The sequence below is a fragment of the Mycobacterium sp. PS03-16 genome (assembly GCF_004570325.1).
GTDB lineage: Bacteria > Actinomycetota > Actinomycetes > Mycobacteriales > Mycobacteriaceae > Mycobacterium.
In genome coordinates, this window is the sequence record NZ_SPQO01000003.1 from 289,013 (window position 1) to 306,090 (window position 17,078).

Sequence of the window (17,078 nt, forward strand, 5' to 3'; positions counted from 1 at the left end):
GTGGCCGACCTCGCCGGGCCGGACCTGCCGCGCTCCAGTGCGGCCGTCGCGGAACCCACCAGCCACGACCCCGATGCCCGCGGCCATTTCGGCGTCTACGGCGGCCGCCTGGTGCCCGAAGCGCTGATGGCCGTCATCGAAGAGGTCACCTCGGCGTACGAGAAGGCCCGCGGCGATCAGACCTTCCTCGACGAGCTCGACCGGCTGCAGCGGCATTACAGCGGCCGGCCCTCGCCGGTGTACGAGGCCACCCGGCTCAGCGAGCACGCCGGCGGTGCCCGGGTCTTCCTCAAGCGTGAAGACCTCAACCACACCGGCTCGCACAAGATCAACAACGTGCTCGGACAGGCGCTGTTGGCCCGTCAGATGGGCAAGACCCGCGTCATCGCCGAAACCGGTGCGGGACAGCACGGTGTCGCCACCGCCACCGCCTGCGCGCTGCTGGGCCTGGACTGCGTGATCTACATGGGCGCCGTCGACACCGCGCGCCAGGCGCTCAACGTGGCCCGCATGCGCCTGCTCGGCGCCGAGGTGGTCTCGGTGGAGGCGGGATCCAAGACGCTCAAGGACGCCATCAACGAGGCGTTCCGCGACTGGGTCACCAACGCCGACGAGACCTACTACTGCTTCGGCACGGCCGCCGGGCCGCATCCGTTCCCGTTGATGGTGCGCGATTTCCAGCGGATCATCGGGCTGGAGGCGCGGGCCCAGGTGCAGGCCCAGGCCGGCCGGCTGCCGGACGCCGTCACCGCGTGTGTCGGCGGCGGTTCCAACGCGATCGGCATCTTCCACGCGTTCATCGACGACCCCGGTGTGCGGTTGGTCGGCTACGAGGCCGCCGGTGACGGCGTCGAAACCGGCAGGCACGCCGCTACATTCACGGGCGGTTCGCCCGGTGCGTTCCAGGGGTCGTTCTCCTACCTGCTGCAGGACGAGGACGGCCAGACCGTCGAGAGCCATTCGATCTCGGCCGGTCTGGACTACCCGGGCGTCGGGCCGGAGCATGCTCTGCTCAAGGATATCGGCCGGGCCGAATACCGCCCGATCACCGACACCGAGGCCATGGACGCCTTCTCGTTGCTCTGCCGCACCGAGGGCATCATCCCGGCCATCGAGTCCGCGCACGCGGTGGCGGGTGCGCTGAAGCTGGGCGTCGAACTCGGTGCCGGAGCGATCATCCTGGTCAATCTGTCCGGACGCGGCGACAAGGACGTCGAGACCGCGGCGAAGTGGTTCGGCCTACTGGACAAAGGCGGTTCATGAGTCGGTTGGGTGGCCTGTTCGAGACATGCCGCGCGGAACAGCGTGCGGCGCTGATCGGATATCTGCCGACCGGATACCCCGACGTCGCGACGTCCATCTCGGCGATGACGGCGTTGGTCGAATCCGGTTGCGATCTCATCGAAGTCGGCGTTCCCTACTCCGATCCCGGGATGGACGGACCGACCATCGCGGCGGCCACCGAGGCAGCGCTGGCGGGCGGGGTGCGCGTGCGCGACACCTTCGCGGCGGTCGAGGCGATCAGCAACACCGGCGGTCGCGCGGTGGTGATGACCTACTGGAACCCGGTGATGCGCCGGGGAATCGACGCGTTCGCGCGGGATCTGGCCGCCGCGGGCGGTCTCGGGCTGATCACCCCGGATCTGATTCCCGAGGAGGCCGACGAGTGGATGGCGGCCTCCGAGGAGCACGACCTCGACCGCATCTTCCTGGTCGCGCCGTCGTCGACGCCGGAGCGCCTGGCCAAGACGGTCGAGGCGTCGCGCGGCTTCGTCTACGCCGCATCCACGATGGGTGTCACCGGTGCCCGTGACGCGGTGTCCACGGCGGCGCCCGAACTGGTCGCCCGGGTCAAAGAGGTGTCCGACATCCCGGTCGGCGTCGGCCTCGGTGTGCGGTCGCGCGCGCAGGCTGCGGAGATCGGTGCGTACGCCGACGGCGTCATCGTCGGGTCGGCGCTGGTGTCGGCGCTCACCGACGGACTGCCCGCGGTGCGGGCGCTGACCGAGGAACTGGCCGACGGGGTGCGGCAGAGGGTGACTGCGTGACGACGACGCTGGCCTACATTCCCAGCCCGCCGCAAGGTGTGTGGGAACTCGGGCCCTTCCCGTTGCGCGCGTACGCACTGTTCATCATCGCCGGCATCGTCGTCGCTCTGGTTCTCGGTGACCGGCGCTGGGAGGCGCACGGCGGTGAGCGCGGGGTCATCTACGACATCGCGCTGTGGGCGGTGCCGTTCGGTCTGATCGGTGGCCGCATTTATCACGTCCTCACGGATTGGCAGACCTACTTCGGCGCGGACGGCGCCGGCCTGATCGCCGCCTTCCGGATCTGGGAGGGCGGCCTCGGCATCTGGGGCGCGGTGGCGTTCGGTGGTGTCGGCGCCTGGATCGCCTGCCGGCGCCGGGACATCCCGCTGCCGGCGTTCGGCGATGCCATCGCGCCGGGAATCATCCTGGCCCAGGCCATCGGCCGGCTCGGAAACTACTTCAACCAGGAGCTGTACGGCCGCCCGACCACGCTGCCGTGGGGTCTGGAGATCTACGAGCGGGTCGATGCCAGCGGCAGGCCCAACGATCTGACCGGCGTGTCCACCGGTCGTGTCGTCGAGGTCGTCCACCCCACGTTCCTGTACGAGTTGCTGTGGAACCTGCTGGTTTTCGCGGTGCTCATCTGGGCCGACCGACGCTTCAAGCTGGGGCACGGCCGGCTGTTCGCGCTGTACGTGGCGGGGTACTGCCTGGGTCGGTTCTGGATCGAGTTGATGCGCAGCGATATGGCCACGCACCTCGCCGGGATCCGGATCAACTCGTTCACATCGATGTTCGTCTTCATCGGCGCCGTCGTCTACATCATGGCTGCGCCGCGGGGGCGGGAGGAGCCGTCGACGCTGCGCGGTAATGCCCCCGCTTCCGATGAGCCGTCAGAGGCCGAGGACCTGGTCAAGAACTTGGCGGCCGGCGCCGCGGCCACCACCGGGGTCGTCGCGGCGGCGAAGGTCGCCGGCGAGGCCGAGGACGAGGACGCGAAAGCCGTCGGCGACAGGTCTTCTGAGCCTGAAGCTGAGCCTGAGGCCGTTGCTGAGGCGGAGGCGTTGGCCGATGAGGTGGAGTCGGCGTCGTCGGAGGAGATCGCCGAGGCTGAGGAGTTTGCGGCTGCCGGTGACGCGGCTGAAGCCGAAGCCGAAGCCGAAGCCGAGGCTGATGCTGAGGCCCCGGCTGAGCCGGAGGCTGTCGCTGAGGCGGAGGCGTTGGCCGATGAGGTGGAGTCGGCGTCGTCGGAGGACATTGCGGAGGCTGAGGAGTTCGCGGCTGCTGGTGATGAGGCCGATGCTGAGCCGTTGACGACTGCTGGTGCGGTCGAGGGTGACGATGCGGTGGTGGCGGAGGAGTCTGCTGTCGAGGCGCATGAGGCCGTGGTTGAGCAGGCGGCGGAGGCTGAGGCGGTCGCCGCTGCAGCGACCGACGAGCCCGTGTCGAGCGCCGAAGAGTCGGCGGATGCCGAGGAGTTGGCCGGCGATGTCGCGGCCGCTGAGGAAGAGGCGCTGGCTCCTGCCGACGACGGTGGGGTCGCTGACGACGTCGAGCAAGACTCGGTCGATGACGCTGAGCCGTTGACGACTGCGGGTGCGGTCGAGGGTGATGAGGCGGTGGCGGCGGGGGAGTCTGCTGTCGAGGCGCATGAGGCCGTGGTGGAGCAGGCCGCGGAGGCTGAGGCGGTCGCCGCTGCAGCGACCGACGAGCCCGTGTCGAGCGCCGAAGAGTCGGCGGATGCCGAGGAGTTGGCCGGCGATGTTGCGGCCGCTGAGGAAGAGGCGCTGGCTCCTGCCGACGACGGTGGGGTCGCTGACGACGTCGAGCGCGACTCGGTCGATGATGGCGCACCGCTGACGACTGCGGGTGCGGTCGAGGGTGATGAGGCGGTGGCGGCGGGGGAGTTTGCTGTCGAGGCGCATGAGGCCCTCGTGGAGCAGGCCGCAGAGGCTGAAGCGGTCGCCGCTGCAGTGACCGACGAGCCCGTGTCGAGCGCCGAAGAGTCGGCGGATGCCGAGGAGTTGGCCGGCGATGTTGCGGCCGCTGAGGAAAAGGCGCTGGCTTCTGCCGACGACGGTGGGGTCGCTGACGACGTCGAGCGCGACTCGGTCGATGATGGCGCACCGCTGACGACTGCGGGTGCGGTCGAGGGTGATGAGGCGGTCGCCGCTGAGGTGAGCGAGGACGAGGCTGAGGTTGATGCCGAGGGTGACGAAGCCCAGCCCTTGACGACTGCGGGTGCGGTCGAGGGTGATGAGGCGGTGGCGGCGGAAGAGTCTGCCGCCGAGGCCCATGAGGCCCTCGTAGAGCAGGACGCGGAGGCTGAAGCGGTCGCCGGTGCGGCGACTGCCGAGGATTCCACAGTCGATGCCGACGCGACCACAGACACCGAGAACCTCACCGGCGAGGTCCCGGCCGCCGAAATGCAGGCGCTCGAGACCACTACGGATGGTGAGACGCCGACGACCGATGACGGCGAGCCCGAAGTGGTCACTGACGACGCCACGCTGGGCGAAGCGGCGGAGTCCGCACCTGGTGCGGAAGCCACAGGAGCTTCTGCGACGCCAGCACCGACACCGACCACCCCCCGTCCGCGCATCCCGTCGGCCATCAACCAACTCCGTAGCCGCTGGCGCCAACGCCGCCGCTGACCGCCTCCTTTCGGCCCCTGACCTGGGTTTATTGGCGTGTCGGTGGGTGGGTTTAGTATCGAAAGTATGTTCGGTCAGGGTCCTCTCGACTTGGGGTTCGAGCGACGCTGCCCGGCGGTGACGCCGGAATCGGCGGCGCTGGTCGAGCAGATCGCGGCCGCCGCGCGGCGCGAGAATCGTGAGGCCGCGGCCCGGTTGACCGCGATCGCCGACCTGTTCGCCCTCCGCTCCGCCACCGCCGGCCCTGACGCCGAAGGTCATGTGGTGGACACGGTGAGCGCGGTGGCCGCCGAAGTCGCCGCCGCGTTGAACATCACCCACCTCGCGGCGTCGGCGCAGGTCGGTTTGGCCAAAGACCTGCGCGACCGCCTGCCGCTGGTGGCGGCGGTGTTCGCCGCGGGCGACATCACCGAGCGCGTGGTCGAGACGCTGGTGCATCGCACCGGGTTGGTGGTCGATCTGGGGGTGTTGGCCCGCATCGACGCCCAACTGGCCGCCGCGGCGGCCCGGTTGACCGGGATGTCGTATCGGGCGCTACTCACCTACGTCGATCGGGTCGTGGGCCGCCTGGACCCCGATGGGGTGCGGCGCCGCAAGAGTTACGCCGACAAACGCGAAGTCTGGGTCAGCGATCAGCTCGGCGGGATGAGCCTGTTCGGCGGCATGGTGGCCTCACCCACCGCGCACGCCTGGTTGGATCGGCTCACCGCCCTGGCGGGCACGGTGTGCGACCGCGATCCACGCACCCTCGAGCAGCGCCGCGCCGATGCGATGGCGGCGATGACCCTCGGCGCCGATCGGATGGCCTGCCACTGCCAACGCCCCGACTGCCCCGCCCGCGACGCGGGCGCCGCACCGCCGGTGGTGCTGCACCTCATCACCGATTCCGCCGTCACCGGTAGCGGCGGTGGGCGCGCTGCCCCGCCTGCCGATCCGGCGGCGGGGATGGGGGTGCTGGTGGGGGCGGACGGGTTGCTGCCACCGGAGATGGTGGCCGACCTCGCCGCCCACGCCACCATCCGCCCCGTCGTGTTCCCTGGCGACGCCCCGCCCGAAGCCGGATACACACCCAGCACCGCGCTGGCCGAGTTCGTTCGCTGCCGGGATTTGACGTGCCGGTTCCCGGGCTGCGATCGGCCCGCCACCACCACCGATATCGACCACACCATCCCGCACGCCGCCGGTGGGCCCACCCAGGCCGCCAACCTGAAATGCCTGTGCCGGGGCCATCACCTGCTCAAGACGTTCGGCGGCTGGGCCGACCAACAACTGCCCGACGGCACCGTCATCTGGACGTCGCCGGCCGGGGACACCTACCTCACCACCCCCGGCTCCGCCCTGATTTTCCCCACCCTGTGCGCGCCCACCGCGCCCGCGACCCGCCGTGCCTCAGCGGACAAGCGTGACCCCGGTGCTGACCGCATGGCCAAAGCCCCGCAACGCCGCCGCACCCGCGCCGAACACCGCGCCGCAGCCATCGCCGCCGAACGCGCCCACAACCACCAAGCCCGCATCCAGCGCCGGCAACGCATCCACCCCTACTTCCAACCCACCCCACCAGCCGATCCGGGCGACGACCCACCACCCTTCTGACGGCGCACAACCCCGATCTTTCGGGTTTTCCACCCTTACTGCCGCAGTGGGGTTCTGGCATGCTGTTTGCCATGACCGACCCCTCGCAGTTCGGTAATACGCCCGACGGCACCCCGCCGCCTCCGCCGCCGCCCGGCGCGGACTATTCACAGCAAGGTGCCTACCCGCAGCAGGGTGGCTACCCGCCGCCCTACACGCAGCAAGGTGGCTACGGCCAGCAGGGCGCCTTCGGTCAACAGGGCGGCTACCCGCAGCAGTTCTACGACCCCTCGGCGCCCTACGGCAGGCATCCGATGACGGGGGAGCCGTACTCGGACAAGTCGAAGCTCGTCGCAGGCCTCCTTCAGCTCCTCGGCCTGATCGGCTTGGTCGGCGTCGGCCGCATGTACCTCGGGCAGGTCGGCTTGGGCGTCGCCCAGCTGGTGGTCGGACTCGTCACCTGCGGTATCGGCGCGGTGATCTGGGGCATCGTCGACGCGGTGCTGATCTTCACCGACAAGGTGCGCGACCAAAACGGTCTGCCGCTGCGCGATGGGACCTGACACCACGCCACGCACCTACCCGAACCGCTACGTCGCGTTCGGCACCGGCGCCGTGATCGCCGGCGCCCTGGCCTACATCGGCTTCGCCGACCCCCACCGCCCGGGCTTCCTGTTCCCACCCTGTCCTTTCAAAATGGTGACCGGTTGGGACTGCCCGGGTTGCGGGGGCCTGCGGATGACCCATGACCTCCTCCACGGCGACATCGCGGCCGCCGTCACCGACAACGTCTTCCTCCTCGTCGGGCTGCCGCTGCTGGCGGCCTGGATCGTCGCGCGCCGCCGGCAGCGCAAATCCGTGATGCCGCCGACGGCCATCATCGTCCTCGCCGTCGCCATGATCAGCTGGACGGTGGTGCGCAATCTGCCCGGATTCCCGCTGGTCCCGACGCTTCTCGACGGGTGACGACCGCCCCACGCTGATACACTGGACCTTCGGGCCGCCGCAGTCCCGCTCATGCGAAATCCGGACTGCGGAGGTGCACTTCGATGCTCTTCTCGGCTTTACCCCAGGCGCAGGGACTCTACGATCCCGAGCACGAGAAAGACCCGTGCGGCGTCGCCATGATCACCGACATCCAGGGCCGGCGGTCACACTCCATCGTCGCCGACGGCCTCGTCGCGCTCGAACACCTCGACCACCGCGGCGCGGCCGGCGCCGAGACCAACAGCGGTGACGGCGCAGGCATCCTCCTGCAACTGCCCGTCGAACTCTTCGAGGCGGTCGTCGACTTTGATCTGCCGCAGCCGACCGCCGACGGATGCAACACCTACGCCGCCGGCATCTGCTTCCTGCCGCAGGATCCGCAGGACCGCAAGGAGGCGGTCCGCCGCGTCGAGGCCATCGCCGCCGAGGAGAACCTCGAGGTGCTCGGCTGGCGCGCCCTCCCGGTCGATCCCGACGGCGCCGACGTCGGCCACACGGCACTCAGTTGCATGCCCTACATGGCCCAATTGTTCGTCGCCGCACCGGAACACGACAACACTCGCCCCGCGGGCATCGACCTCGACCGCCGCGTCTACCCGCTGCGCAAACGTGCCGAAGCCACGGCCGACGTCTACTTCCCGTCGCTGTCGAGCCGCACCATCGCCTACAAGGGCATGCTGACCACCGTCCAGATCCCGCTGTTCTTCGCCGATCTGCGCGACGAACGGTGCCGCAGTGCGATCGCCATCGTGCACAGCCGGTTCTCTACCAACACGTTCCCGTCGTGGCCGCTGGCGCACCCGTTCCGGATGATCGCCCACAACGGCGAGATCAACACCGTGCGCGGCAACCGCAACCGCATGCACGCCCGTGAAGCCATGCTGGCGAGCGCCAACATCCCCGGCGACCTCAGCCGCCTCTCACCGATCTGCACGCCCGAGGCGTCGGACTCCGCCAGCTTCGACGAGGTCCTCGAACTACTGCACCTCGGCGGCCGCAGCCTGCCGCACGCGGTGCTGATGATGATCCCCGAGGCGTGGGAGAACAACACCTCGATGGACGCCGACGAGCGCGCGTTCTGGCAGTTTCACGCCTCCCTGATGGAACCGTGGGACGGTCCCGCCTGTGTCACGTTCACCGACGGCACGCTCGTCGGAGCGGTGCTGGACCGCAACGGATTACGGCCCGGGCGCTGGTGGCGCACCATCGACGACCGACTGATCCTCGCCAGCGAGGCCGGGGTGCTCGACGTGCCGTCCTCGGAGATCGTCGCCAAGGGTCGGCTGCAGCCGGGCAAGATGCTGCTGATCGACACCGCGGCCGGCCGCGTCGTCAGCGACGACGACATCAAGCTCGAGCTGTCCCGGGCCGAGGCCTACGGCGAGTGGCTGCACTCCGGACTGCTCGAACTGGCCACGCTGCCCGACCGGGTGCGGGTGCAGCCCAACCACGAGTCGGTGGTGCGGCGGCAGATCTCGTTCGGCTACACCGAAGAGGAACTGCGGATCCTGCTCACCCCGATGGCGGCCTCCGGCGCCGAACCGCTCGGCTCCATGGGCACCGACACCCCGACGGCCGTCCTGTCCGAGCGGTCCCGCTCGCTGTACGACTACTTCGTCGAACTGTTCGCCCAGGTGACCAATCCGCCGCTGGACGCCATCCGCGAAGAGGTCGTCACCAGCATGTCCCGCGTCATGGGTCCCGAGCAGAACCTGCTCGAGCCGACCGCGGCGTCGTGCCGCCAGATCCTGCTCAAGTGGCCGGTTCTGGACAACGACGAGCTCAACAAGATCGTCCACATCAACGACGACGGCGAACACCCGGGCCTGCGCACCACCGTGCTCAAGGCGCTCTACGACGTCGAACGCGGCGGCGAGGGCCTGGCCGAGGCGCTCGAGGACCTGCGCACCCGTGCCTGCGAGGCCATCGAGCGGGGGGCGCGCACGCTGGTCATCTCCGACCGCGATTCCGACCACACCCGTGCGCCGATCCCGTCCCTGCTCGCGGTGTCGGCGGTCCACCACCATCTGGTGCGCACCAAAGAGCGCACCACGGTCGGCCTGGTCGTGGAATCCGGCGACGCCCGCGAGGTCCACCACATCGCGATGCTGATCGGATTCGGCGCCGCCGCGGTGAACCCGTACCTGGCGTTCGAGTCGATCGAGGACCTGATCCGCGAAGGCGAACTCACCGGCATCGAATCTGCTGCGGCCGTGCGTAACTACCTCAAGGCGCTCGGTAAGGGGGTGACGAAGGTGATGAGTAAGATGGGCATCTCCACCGTCGCCTCCTACACCGCCGCGCAGGCCTTCGAAGCCGTCGGCATCGACAGATCGGTGATCGACGAGTACTTCACCGGCACCCCGACGCAGATCGGCGGCATCGGCCTCGACGTCATCGCGGAGGAGGTCAAACTGCGCCACCGCAGGGCCTACCCGGAGAACCCGACCGAGCGGGTGCACCGGCGCCTCGAGGTGGGCGGGGAGTACGCGTTCCGCCGCGAGGGTGAACTGCACCTGTTCACCCCCGAAGTGGTGTTCCTGCTGCAGCATTCGACTCGCACGGGCCGCTACGACGTGTTCCGGCAGTACTCCGACGAAGTCGACCGGCTCTCCCGCGACGGCGGCACCCTGCGCGGACTGTTCGAGCTGAAGACGGGCGTGCGCGAACCGGTGCCGCTCGACGAGGTGGAACCGGTCGAGGCGATCCTCACCCGCTTCAACACCGGCGCGATGAGCTACGGGTCGATCAGCGCCGAGGCCCACGAGACCATGGCCATCGCGATGAACAACCTCGGCGGCCGGTCCAACAGCGGCGAAGGCGGCGAGGACGTCGACCGGCTCTACGATCCCCAGCGGCGCAGCGCGGTCAAACAGGTCGCCAGCGGTCGGTTCGGCGTGACCAGCGACTACCTGGTCAACGCCAGCGACATCCAGATCAAGATGGCCCAGGGCGCGAAACCCGGTGAGGGCGGGCAGCTTCCGGGCTACAAGGTGTACCCGAACATCGCCAAGACGCGGCACTCCACGCCGGGCGTCGGGCTGATCTCACCGCCGCCGCACCACGACATCTACTCGATCGAGGATCTCGCGCAGCTGATCCACGACCTGAAGAACGCCAATGACCGGGCGCGCATCCACGTCAAACTGGTCTCCAGTGTCGGTGTCGGCACCGTGGCGGCCGGGGTGTCCAAGGCGCACGCCGACGTGGTGCTGATCTCCGGGAACGACGGCGGGACCGGCGCCGCACCGCTGACCAGCCTCAAACACGCCGGCGCACCGTGGGAGATCGGCCTGGCCGATGCCCAGCAGACGCTGGTGCTCAACGGTCTTCGGGACCGCATCACCGTGCAGTGCGACGGCGGGATGCGCACCGCGCGCGACGTGGTGGTCGCGATGCTGCTCGGCGCCGAGGAATTCGGGTTCGCCACCGCTCCGCTGGTGGTCGCGGGCTGCATCATGATGCGGGTCTGTCACCTCGACACCTGCCCGGTGGGCGTCGCCACCCAGAACCCGGAACTGCGGGCGCGGTTCAACGGCAAGCCGGAGTTCGTGGAGAACTACTTCCGGTTCGTCGCCGAGGACATCCGTCGCCACCTCGCCGCACTGGGTTTTCGCGGCATCGACGAGGCCGTCGGGCACGCCGAACTGCTCGACACCGCCGCAGGCATCGACCACTGGAAGAGCCGGGGGCTCGATCTGTCCCCGATCTTCACCGTGCCCACCGACGCGCACGGCGGCGAACCGCAGCGGCGCAAACTCAAAGACCAGTACCACGCGCTGGACCAGGCGCTCGACCAGACGCTGATCCAACTCGCCGAGGGCGCGCTCGAGGACGCCCACCCGGTCACGCTGCAACTGCCGATCCGCAACGTCAACCGCACCGTCGGCACGCTGCTGGGCGCCGAGGTCACCCGCCGCTACGGCGCCGCCGGTCTGCCCGACGACACCATCCGCATCCAACTCACCGGCTCCGCCGGCCAGTCGATCGGCGCATTCCTGCCGCCGGGCATCACCATCGATCTCGTCGGCGACGCCAACGACTATGTCGGCAAGGGTCTCTCGGGGGGACGCATCATCGTCCGGCCCGACGACGACGTGCTGTTTCTGCCCGAGGACAACGTCATCGCCGGCAACACGCTGCTCTACGGCGCCACGTCGGGTGAGGTGTTCCTGCGCGGCCTGGCCGGGGAGCGGTTCTGCGCCCGCAACTCCGGGGCGCTGGCCGTCGTGGAGGGCGTCGGCGACCACGCCTGTGAGTACATGACCGGCGGCCGCGTCGTGGTGCTCGGCAAGACCGGCCGCAACATGGCCGCCGGGATGAGCGGCGGCATCGCCTACGTGCTCGGACTCAACCCGGCCAAGGTCAACCCCGCGATGGTCGAATTGCAGCGCCTCGAACCCGAGGACCTGGCGTGGCTGCACGAGGTGGTGGCCCGGCACGCCCGCCTCACCGGCAGCACGGTGGCCACCTCGGTGCTGTCGGACTGGCCGCGGCGCAGCGCACAGTTCACCAAGGTCATGCCCACCGACTACCAGCGCGTCCTGCAGGCCACCCGAATGGCCAAGGCCGAGGGTCGCGACGTCGACACCGCGATCATGGAGGCCAGCCGTGGCTGATCCGACCGGATTCTTGCATGTGCCGAAGGTCGAGGCGACCAAACGGCCCGTCGACGAACGCGTCGGCGACTGGCGCGAGGTCTACGAACAGCAGAACCTGTCCGAGCGGGCCGCGGAGGTCTCCCAGCAGGCGCGCCGCTGCATGGACTGCGGAATACCGTTCTGCCACTCCGGATCCGCCGGCTGCCCGCTGGGCAACCTGATCCCCGAGTGGAACGACCTGGTGCGCCGCGGCCGCTGGGACGCCGCCAGCGAACGCCTGCACGCCACCAACAACTTCCCGGAGTTCACCGGGCGGCTGTGCCCGGCGCCGTGCGAGGCGGCCTGCGTGCTGTCGATCAGCGAGGACCACACCGGCGGCAGCGTGACGATCAAGCGGATCGAGAACACGATCGCCGACCAGGCGTGGGCGCTGGGCCTCGTGGAACCGCAGCCCGCGTCGATCCGCACCGGCAAGCACGTCGCGGTGGTCGGCTCCGGGCCCGCGGGGCTCGCGGCGGCCCAGCAGCTGACCCGCGCCGGGCACGACGTCACCGTCTACGAGCGCGACGACCGCGTCGGCGGCCTCATGCGGTACGGCATCCCCGAATACAAGCTCGAGAAGAAGACCCTCGATCAGCGCCTGGCGCAGATGCGGGCCGAAGGCACCCGCTTCGTCACCGAATGCGAGGTCGGGGTCGACCTGACCGTGGAGCAGCTGCGGGCCCGCCACGACGCGGTGGTGCTGGCGGTCGGCGCGCTGCGCGGTCGAGACAACGACGTCCCGGGCCGCGACCTGCGCGGCGTGCACCTGGCGATGGAGCACCTCGTGCCGGCGAACCGGGAGTGCGAAGGCGACGGGCCGTCGTCGCTGTCGGCGCGCGGTAAGCACGTGGTGATCATCGGCGGCGGCGACACCGGCGCGGACTGCCTGGGCACCGCCCATCGGCAGGGGGCGGCTTCGGTCACCCAACTGGACTACAACCCGGAACCGCCCGAGGTCCGCGACGACACCCGCAGCCCGTGGCCGACGTGGCCGCTGGTGCTGCGGACCCGGCTGTCCCCGGCGCACGCCGAGGGCGGGCACCGCCGCTACGAGGTGGCCGTGCAGCGCTTCCTCGGCGACGAGCACGGCAACCTCCGGGGCATGGAGATCGCCGAGGTCAACGTCGAGCGGGATGCCGAGGGCCGGCGCCGCATCACCCCGGTCGGCCAGCCGCTGGAGATCCCCTGCGATCTGGCCCTGCTGGCCATCGGCTTCGACGGGGTGGAACACATGCCGCTGCTCGACGGCCTCGGCTTGACGCTCAACCGGCGCGGCGCACTGCCGTGCGGCAGCGACTGGCAAACCGACGCGCCGGGGGTGTTCGTGTGCGGGGACGCTCACCGCGGTGCGTCGCTGATCGTGTGGGCGATTGCCGAGGGCCGCAGCGCCGCGCACGCGGTCGACGCCTACCTGATGGGGGAGTCCGATCTGCCCGCCCCCGTGCGGCCGGGCGCGCTGCCGCTGGCCGTCGTTTAGAAGGCGTTGTCTGAATCGATTAACGACTAGAATGAGGCAACGTGAGTAGACGCGGAAAAATCGTCTGTACCCTCGGTCCGGCCACAGCCACCGACGAGGCGGTCAGAGCCCTGGTCGAGTCAGGGATGGATGTCGCCCGGCTGAACTTCAGCCACGGTGACCACTCGGACCATGAAGCCAACTACAAGCGCGTGCGCGCCGCGTCCGACTCCACCGGACACGCCGTCGGCATCCTCGCCGACCTGCAGGGACCGAAGATCCGGCTGGGCCGGTTCGCCGCGGGCCCCACCTACTGGGCGACCGGTGAGACCATCCGCATCACGGTCGAGGACTGTGACGGCACCCACGACCGGGTCTCGACCACCTACAAGCGTCTCGCCGAGGACGCCCGCACCGGTGACCGCGTCCTGGTCGACGACGGCAACGTGGCGCTGGTGGTCACCGAGATCGAGGGCACCGACGTCATCTGCGAGGTCACCGAGGGCGGTCCGGTCAGCAACAACAAGGGCATGTCGTTGCCCGGCATGAACGTGTCCGCACCCGCGCTGTCGGAGAAGGACATCGAGGACCTCGAATTCGCCGTGCGCCTCGGGGTCGACCTGATCGCGTTGTCGTTCGTGCGCTCGCCCGCCGACATCGAACTGGTCCACGAGGTGATGGACCGCGTCGGTCGCCGGGTGCCGGTGATCGCGAAGCTGGAGAAGCCCGAGGCCATCGACAACCTCGAGGCCATCGTGCTGGCGTTCGACGCGATCATGGTGGCTCGCGGTGACCTCGGTGTCGAGCTGCCGCTCGAAGAGGTCCCGCTGGTGCAGAAGCGCGCCATCCAGATGGCTCGCGAGAACGCCAAACCCGTCATCGTCGCCACCCAGATGCTGGAGTCGATGATCGAGAACTCGCGGCCCACCCGCGCCGAGGCCTCCGACGTCGCCAACGCCGTGCTCGACGGCGCCGACGCGGTGATGCTGTCGGGGGAGACCTCGGTGGGCAAGTTCCCGCTGGAGGCGGTCAAGACGATGGCGCGGATCATCTGCGCGGTCGAGGAGAACTCGGTCGTCGTGCCGCCGTTGACGCACGTGCCGCGCACCAAGCGTGGCGTCATCTCGTATGCCGCCCGTGACATCGGCGAGCGGCTGGACGCCAAGGCGCTGGTCGCGTTCACCCAGTCGGGGGACACCGTTCGCCGGCTGGCGCGGCTGCACACGCCGCTGCCGGTGCTGGCGTTCACCGCGCTGCCCGAGGTGCGCAGCCAGCTGGCGCTGACGTGGGGCACCGAGACGTTCATCGTGCCGCACATCGACACCACCGACGGCATGATCCGCCAGGTCGACAAGTCGCTGCTCGAACTGGGCCGCTACAAGCGCGGTGATCTGGTGGTCATCGTCGCGGGGGCGCCGCCCGGCACAGTAGGCTCCACCAATCTGATCCATGTGCACCGGATCGGGGAGGACGACGTCTAGAAACGGTCAGGGAGGGTCCTTTGTCGGCAGCGGACTTCGCCGAGCTGCTGGCGGTCCTCGACCTCCGTCGCACCGGCGACGACACCTTCGTCGGGGCGCATCCCAGTAAGAACCCGGTGCGCACGTTCGGCGGCCAGATGATGGCGCAGGCGTTCGTCGCGGCGGCCCGCACCGTGGATGCGCGGATCGCGCCGAGCGCGCTGTCCGCGCATTTCATCGCCGGCGGTGATCCGGCGCGGGACCTCGAGTTCCGGGTGTCGCGCCTGCGCGACGAACGCCGCTTCGCCAACCGGCGCGTCGACGTGTGCCAGGACGAGGAGCTGCTGACCACGATCCTGGTGTCGTTCATGAACGGCGGCCGCGGCCTCGAACACGGGGTCGCGGCGCCCGACGTGCCGGACCCGGAGGGGTTGCCGAAGATCGGCGAGTTGCTGCGCGGCTACGAGGACACCGTCCCGCATTTCGTCGAGGCACTGCGGCCGATCGAGTGGCGCTACACCAACGACCCGGCCTGGGTGATGCGCGACAAGGGTGAACGTCTCGAGCACAACCGGGTGTGGCTCAAGACCGAGGGGCCGATGCCCGACGATCCGGTGCTGCACGCCGCGGCCCTGGTCTACTCCTCCGACACCACCGTGCTCGATTCGATCATCACCACCCACGGACTGTCATGGGGGCACGACCGGATCTTCGCGGTCACGATGAACCACTCGGTGTGGTTCCACCGCCCGGTGCGGTTCGACGAGTGGGTGCTCTACGCCACCCGCTCGCCGGCCGCCGCCGAGTCCCGCGGGCTGGGCTCCGGGAACTACTTCGACCGCTCCGGCACGCTGCTGGCGACCGTCGTGTCGGAGGCGATCGTGAAGTACTTCCCGGGCCGGTAGTCGCCTACGGTGACGGCGTCAGCGAGACGCTGAACTGCTCCTCGAGGTTCTGCTCGAACCGCTGCTGGCACTCCTGCTGCGCCTCGACGTCGTTGCCGGCCTGCTGCAGGCAGTCGAACAGGTCGCCCGCGCCGACATCCTGGGCGAACTGGATGGTCAGCACGATCGCGACGATCGACACGATGATGCCGAGCACGCCGAGCACGATGCCGGCCATCGCGACGCCGCCGTTGGTCGCCTCGCCGCGTTTGGCGCGGCCCCGGCCGATCACACCGAGGATCACCGCGATGACGCCGAACAGGATGCCGCCGAACACCGAGAGCAGGCCGACGATCGCGACGATCAGCGAGGCGATGCCCAACCCGTTCTTCGGCTGCTGCTGCACCGGATAGCCGCCACGGTAGGGTCCCTGCGGCGGCGGCGGATAGCTCCCGGGGTAGGCCCCGTACGGGTACGGCTGCTGCTGCTGCGGGTACGGCTGCTGTTGCTGCGGGTACGCCGGCTGCGCCGGGTTCGGTGGCGGGGGCGGTGGCGGCGGCGACGACGGGGACTGTTCGGGTTTATCCGACTCGGTCATGGTTGCCGAGGTTACCTGCTGGCGGCCAGATTGAGGCGCAGACAGGCGGCGGCGTCGTCGGGAAGGTGGTGCGTGGCCACCACGACGGTCCGGTCGGCCGGGAAAAGGCCGCCGGGAGTGAGTAGTTCGCTCAACAGCCGGCCGGCGTCGCCGGCGTCGAGGTGTTCGGTCGGCTCGTCGAGCAGCACCACCGGGAACGTCGAGACCAGCGCCCGGGCGAGCAGCAGACGGCGGCGCTGCCCGGCGGAGACCGCCGCGGCGCCACCGGTCAGCACGGTGGACAGCCCCTCGGGCAGGCCGTCCAGCCAGTCGCCCAGCCCCACGCGGTGCAACGCGGCCCGAAGCTCGTCGTCGGTGGCATCGCCGCGCGCCACGAGCAGGTTGTCCCGCACGGTGGTCGAGAAAAGATGGGCGTCCTCGGCGAAAAACGCTCGCGCACCGCAGGTCTGGTCGTCGCTGCGCGCCATCGCCATCAGCAGCGTGGTTTTGCCGGACCCGCTGGGTCCGGTGACGGCGAGCCGGTCTCCCGGATGCAGCGCAACGGGTTTGGCCGCGGGGCGCTGCCGGGTGAGGGGTTCCGGGCTGACCAGGTCGGCAAGGCGGCGCGCGGCGATGCGCGCCCGGCTCAGCGCGACCGCCGCCGCGGGCAGCGCGGTGGTGGCCTCGAACGCCGACAGCGGCAGCAGCATGAGGATCGCGACGGTGGTGGGCGCCACCGACCCGGCCAGTGCGATTCCGGCCACCGCCGCGCCGAGTACGCTGACCCCCATCGCGGCGGTGGGCGCGGCGGCGGC

Annotated in this window: 12 protein-coding genes; 10 read left to right on the forward strand and 2 right to left on the reverse strand. The window is 69.8% G+C overall.

Features of this window, described 5'->3' with window-relative positions:
• From trpB to E4P42_RS04495, 10 genes are all read left to right on the forward strand, one after another.
• Positions 1–1,263, forward strand: coding sequence for a tryptophan synthase subunit beta (trpB, locus tag E4P42_RS04450; RefSeq protein WP_135123392.1), 1,263 nt, complete (start codon positions 1–3; stop codon positions 1,261–1,263).
• Entirely contained in the window at positions 1,260–2,048 is a 789-nt protein-coding gene (gene trpA, locus E4P42_RS04455) for a tryptophan synthase subunit alpha (RefSeq protein ID WP_135123394.1), read from the forward strand. The genes trpB and trpA overlap by 4 nt, the downstream gene beginning before the upstream one ends.
• Positions 2,045–4,684, forward strand: a complete 2,640-nt coding sequence (gene lgt, locus E4P42_RS04460; RefSeq protein ID WP_135123397.1) for a prolipoprotein diacylglyceryl transferase — start codon at positions 2,045–2,047, stop codon at positions 4,682–4,684. The genes trpA and lgt overlap by 4 nt, the downstream gene beginning before the upstream one ends.
• Before the next feature lie 66 nt (positions 4,685–4,750).
• Positions 4,751–6,277 (forward strand): HNH endonuclease signature motif containing protein, encoded by a 1,527-nt coding sequence (locus E4P42_RS04465; protein WP_135123399.1) that lies wholly within the window; start codon positions 4,751–4,753, stop codon positions 6,275–6,277.
• A 71-nt stretch (positions 6,278–6,348) separates the two neighbouring features.
• A complete protein-coding gene (locus E4P42_RS04470; protein ID WP_135123401.1) occupies positions 6,349–6,819 on the forward strand; it encodes an NINE protein in 471 nt (156 codons plus the stop codon).
• Positions 6,809–7,222, forward strand: a complete 414-nt coding sequence (locus tag E4P42_RS04475) for a DUF2752 domain-containing protein (protein WP_135123403.1) — start codon at positions 6,809–6,811, stop codon at positions 7,220–7,222. The genes E4P42_RS04470 and E4P42_RS04475 overlap by 11 nt, the downstream gene beginning before the upstream one ends.
• A gap of 83 nt (positions 7,223–7,305) precedes the next feature.
• Complete coding sequence (gene gltB / locus E4P42_RS04480) at positions 7,306–11,862, forward strand: glutamate synthase large subunit (RefSeq protein WP_135123405.1); 4,557 nt, start codon at positions 7,306–7,308, stop codon at positions 11,860–11,862.
• Entirely contained in the window at positions 11,855–13,363 is a 1,509-nt protein-coding gene (locus tag E4P42_RS04485; protein ID WP_135123407.1) for a glutamate synthase subunit beta, read from the forward strand. Before gltB ends, E4P42_RS04485 begins: the two co-directional genes overlap by 8 nt.
• Positions 13,364–13,404: 41 nt before the next feature.
• Complete coding sequence (gene pyk, locus E4P42_RS04490) at positions 13,405–14,823, forward strand: pyruvate kinase (protein ID WP_135123409.1); 1,419 nt, start codon at positions 13,405–13,407, stop codon at positions 14,821–14,823.
• Between the two features lie 20 nt (positions 14,824–14,843).
• Positions 14,844–15,707, forward strand: coding sequence for an acyl-CoA thioesterase II (locus E4P42_RS04495; RefSeq protein WP_135123411.1), 864 nt, complete (start codon positions 14,844–14,846; stop codon positions 15,705–15,707).
• 4 nt (positions 15,708–15,711) lie between these two features.
• Here the strand turns inward: E4P42_RS04495 and E4P42_RS04500 are convergent, their stop codons facing one another.
• Positions 15,712–16,284: a DUF4190 domain-containing protein gene (locus E4P42_RS04500; RefSeq protein ID WP_135123413.1), complete on the reverse strand. Its 573-nt coding sequence runs from the start codon at positions 16,282–16,284 to the stop codon at positions 15,712–15,714.
• A gap of 11 nt (positions 16,285–16,295) precedes the next feature.
• A partial coding sequence (locus tag E4P42_RS04505) for an ATP-binding cassette domain-containing protein (protein WP_135123415.1) occupies positions 16,296–17,078 on the reverse strand: 783 nt, incomplete at its 5' end.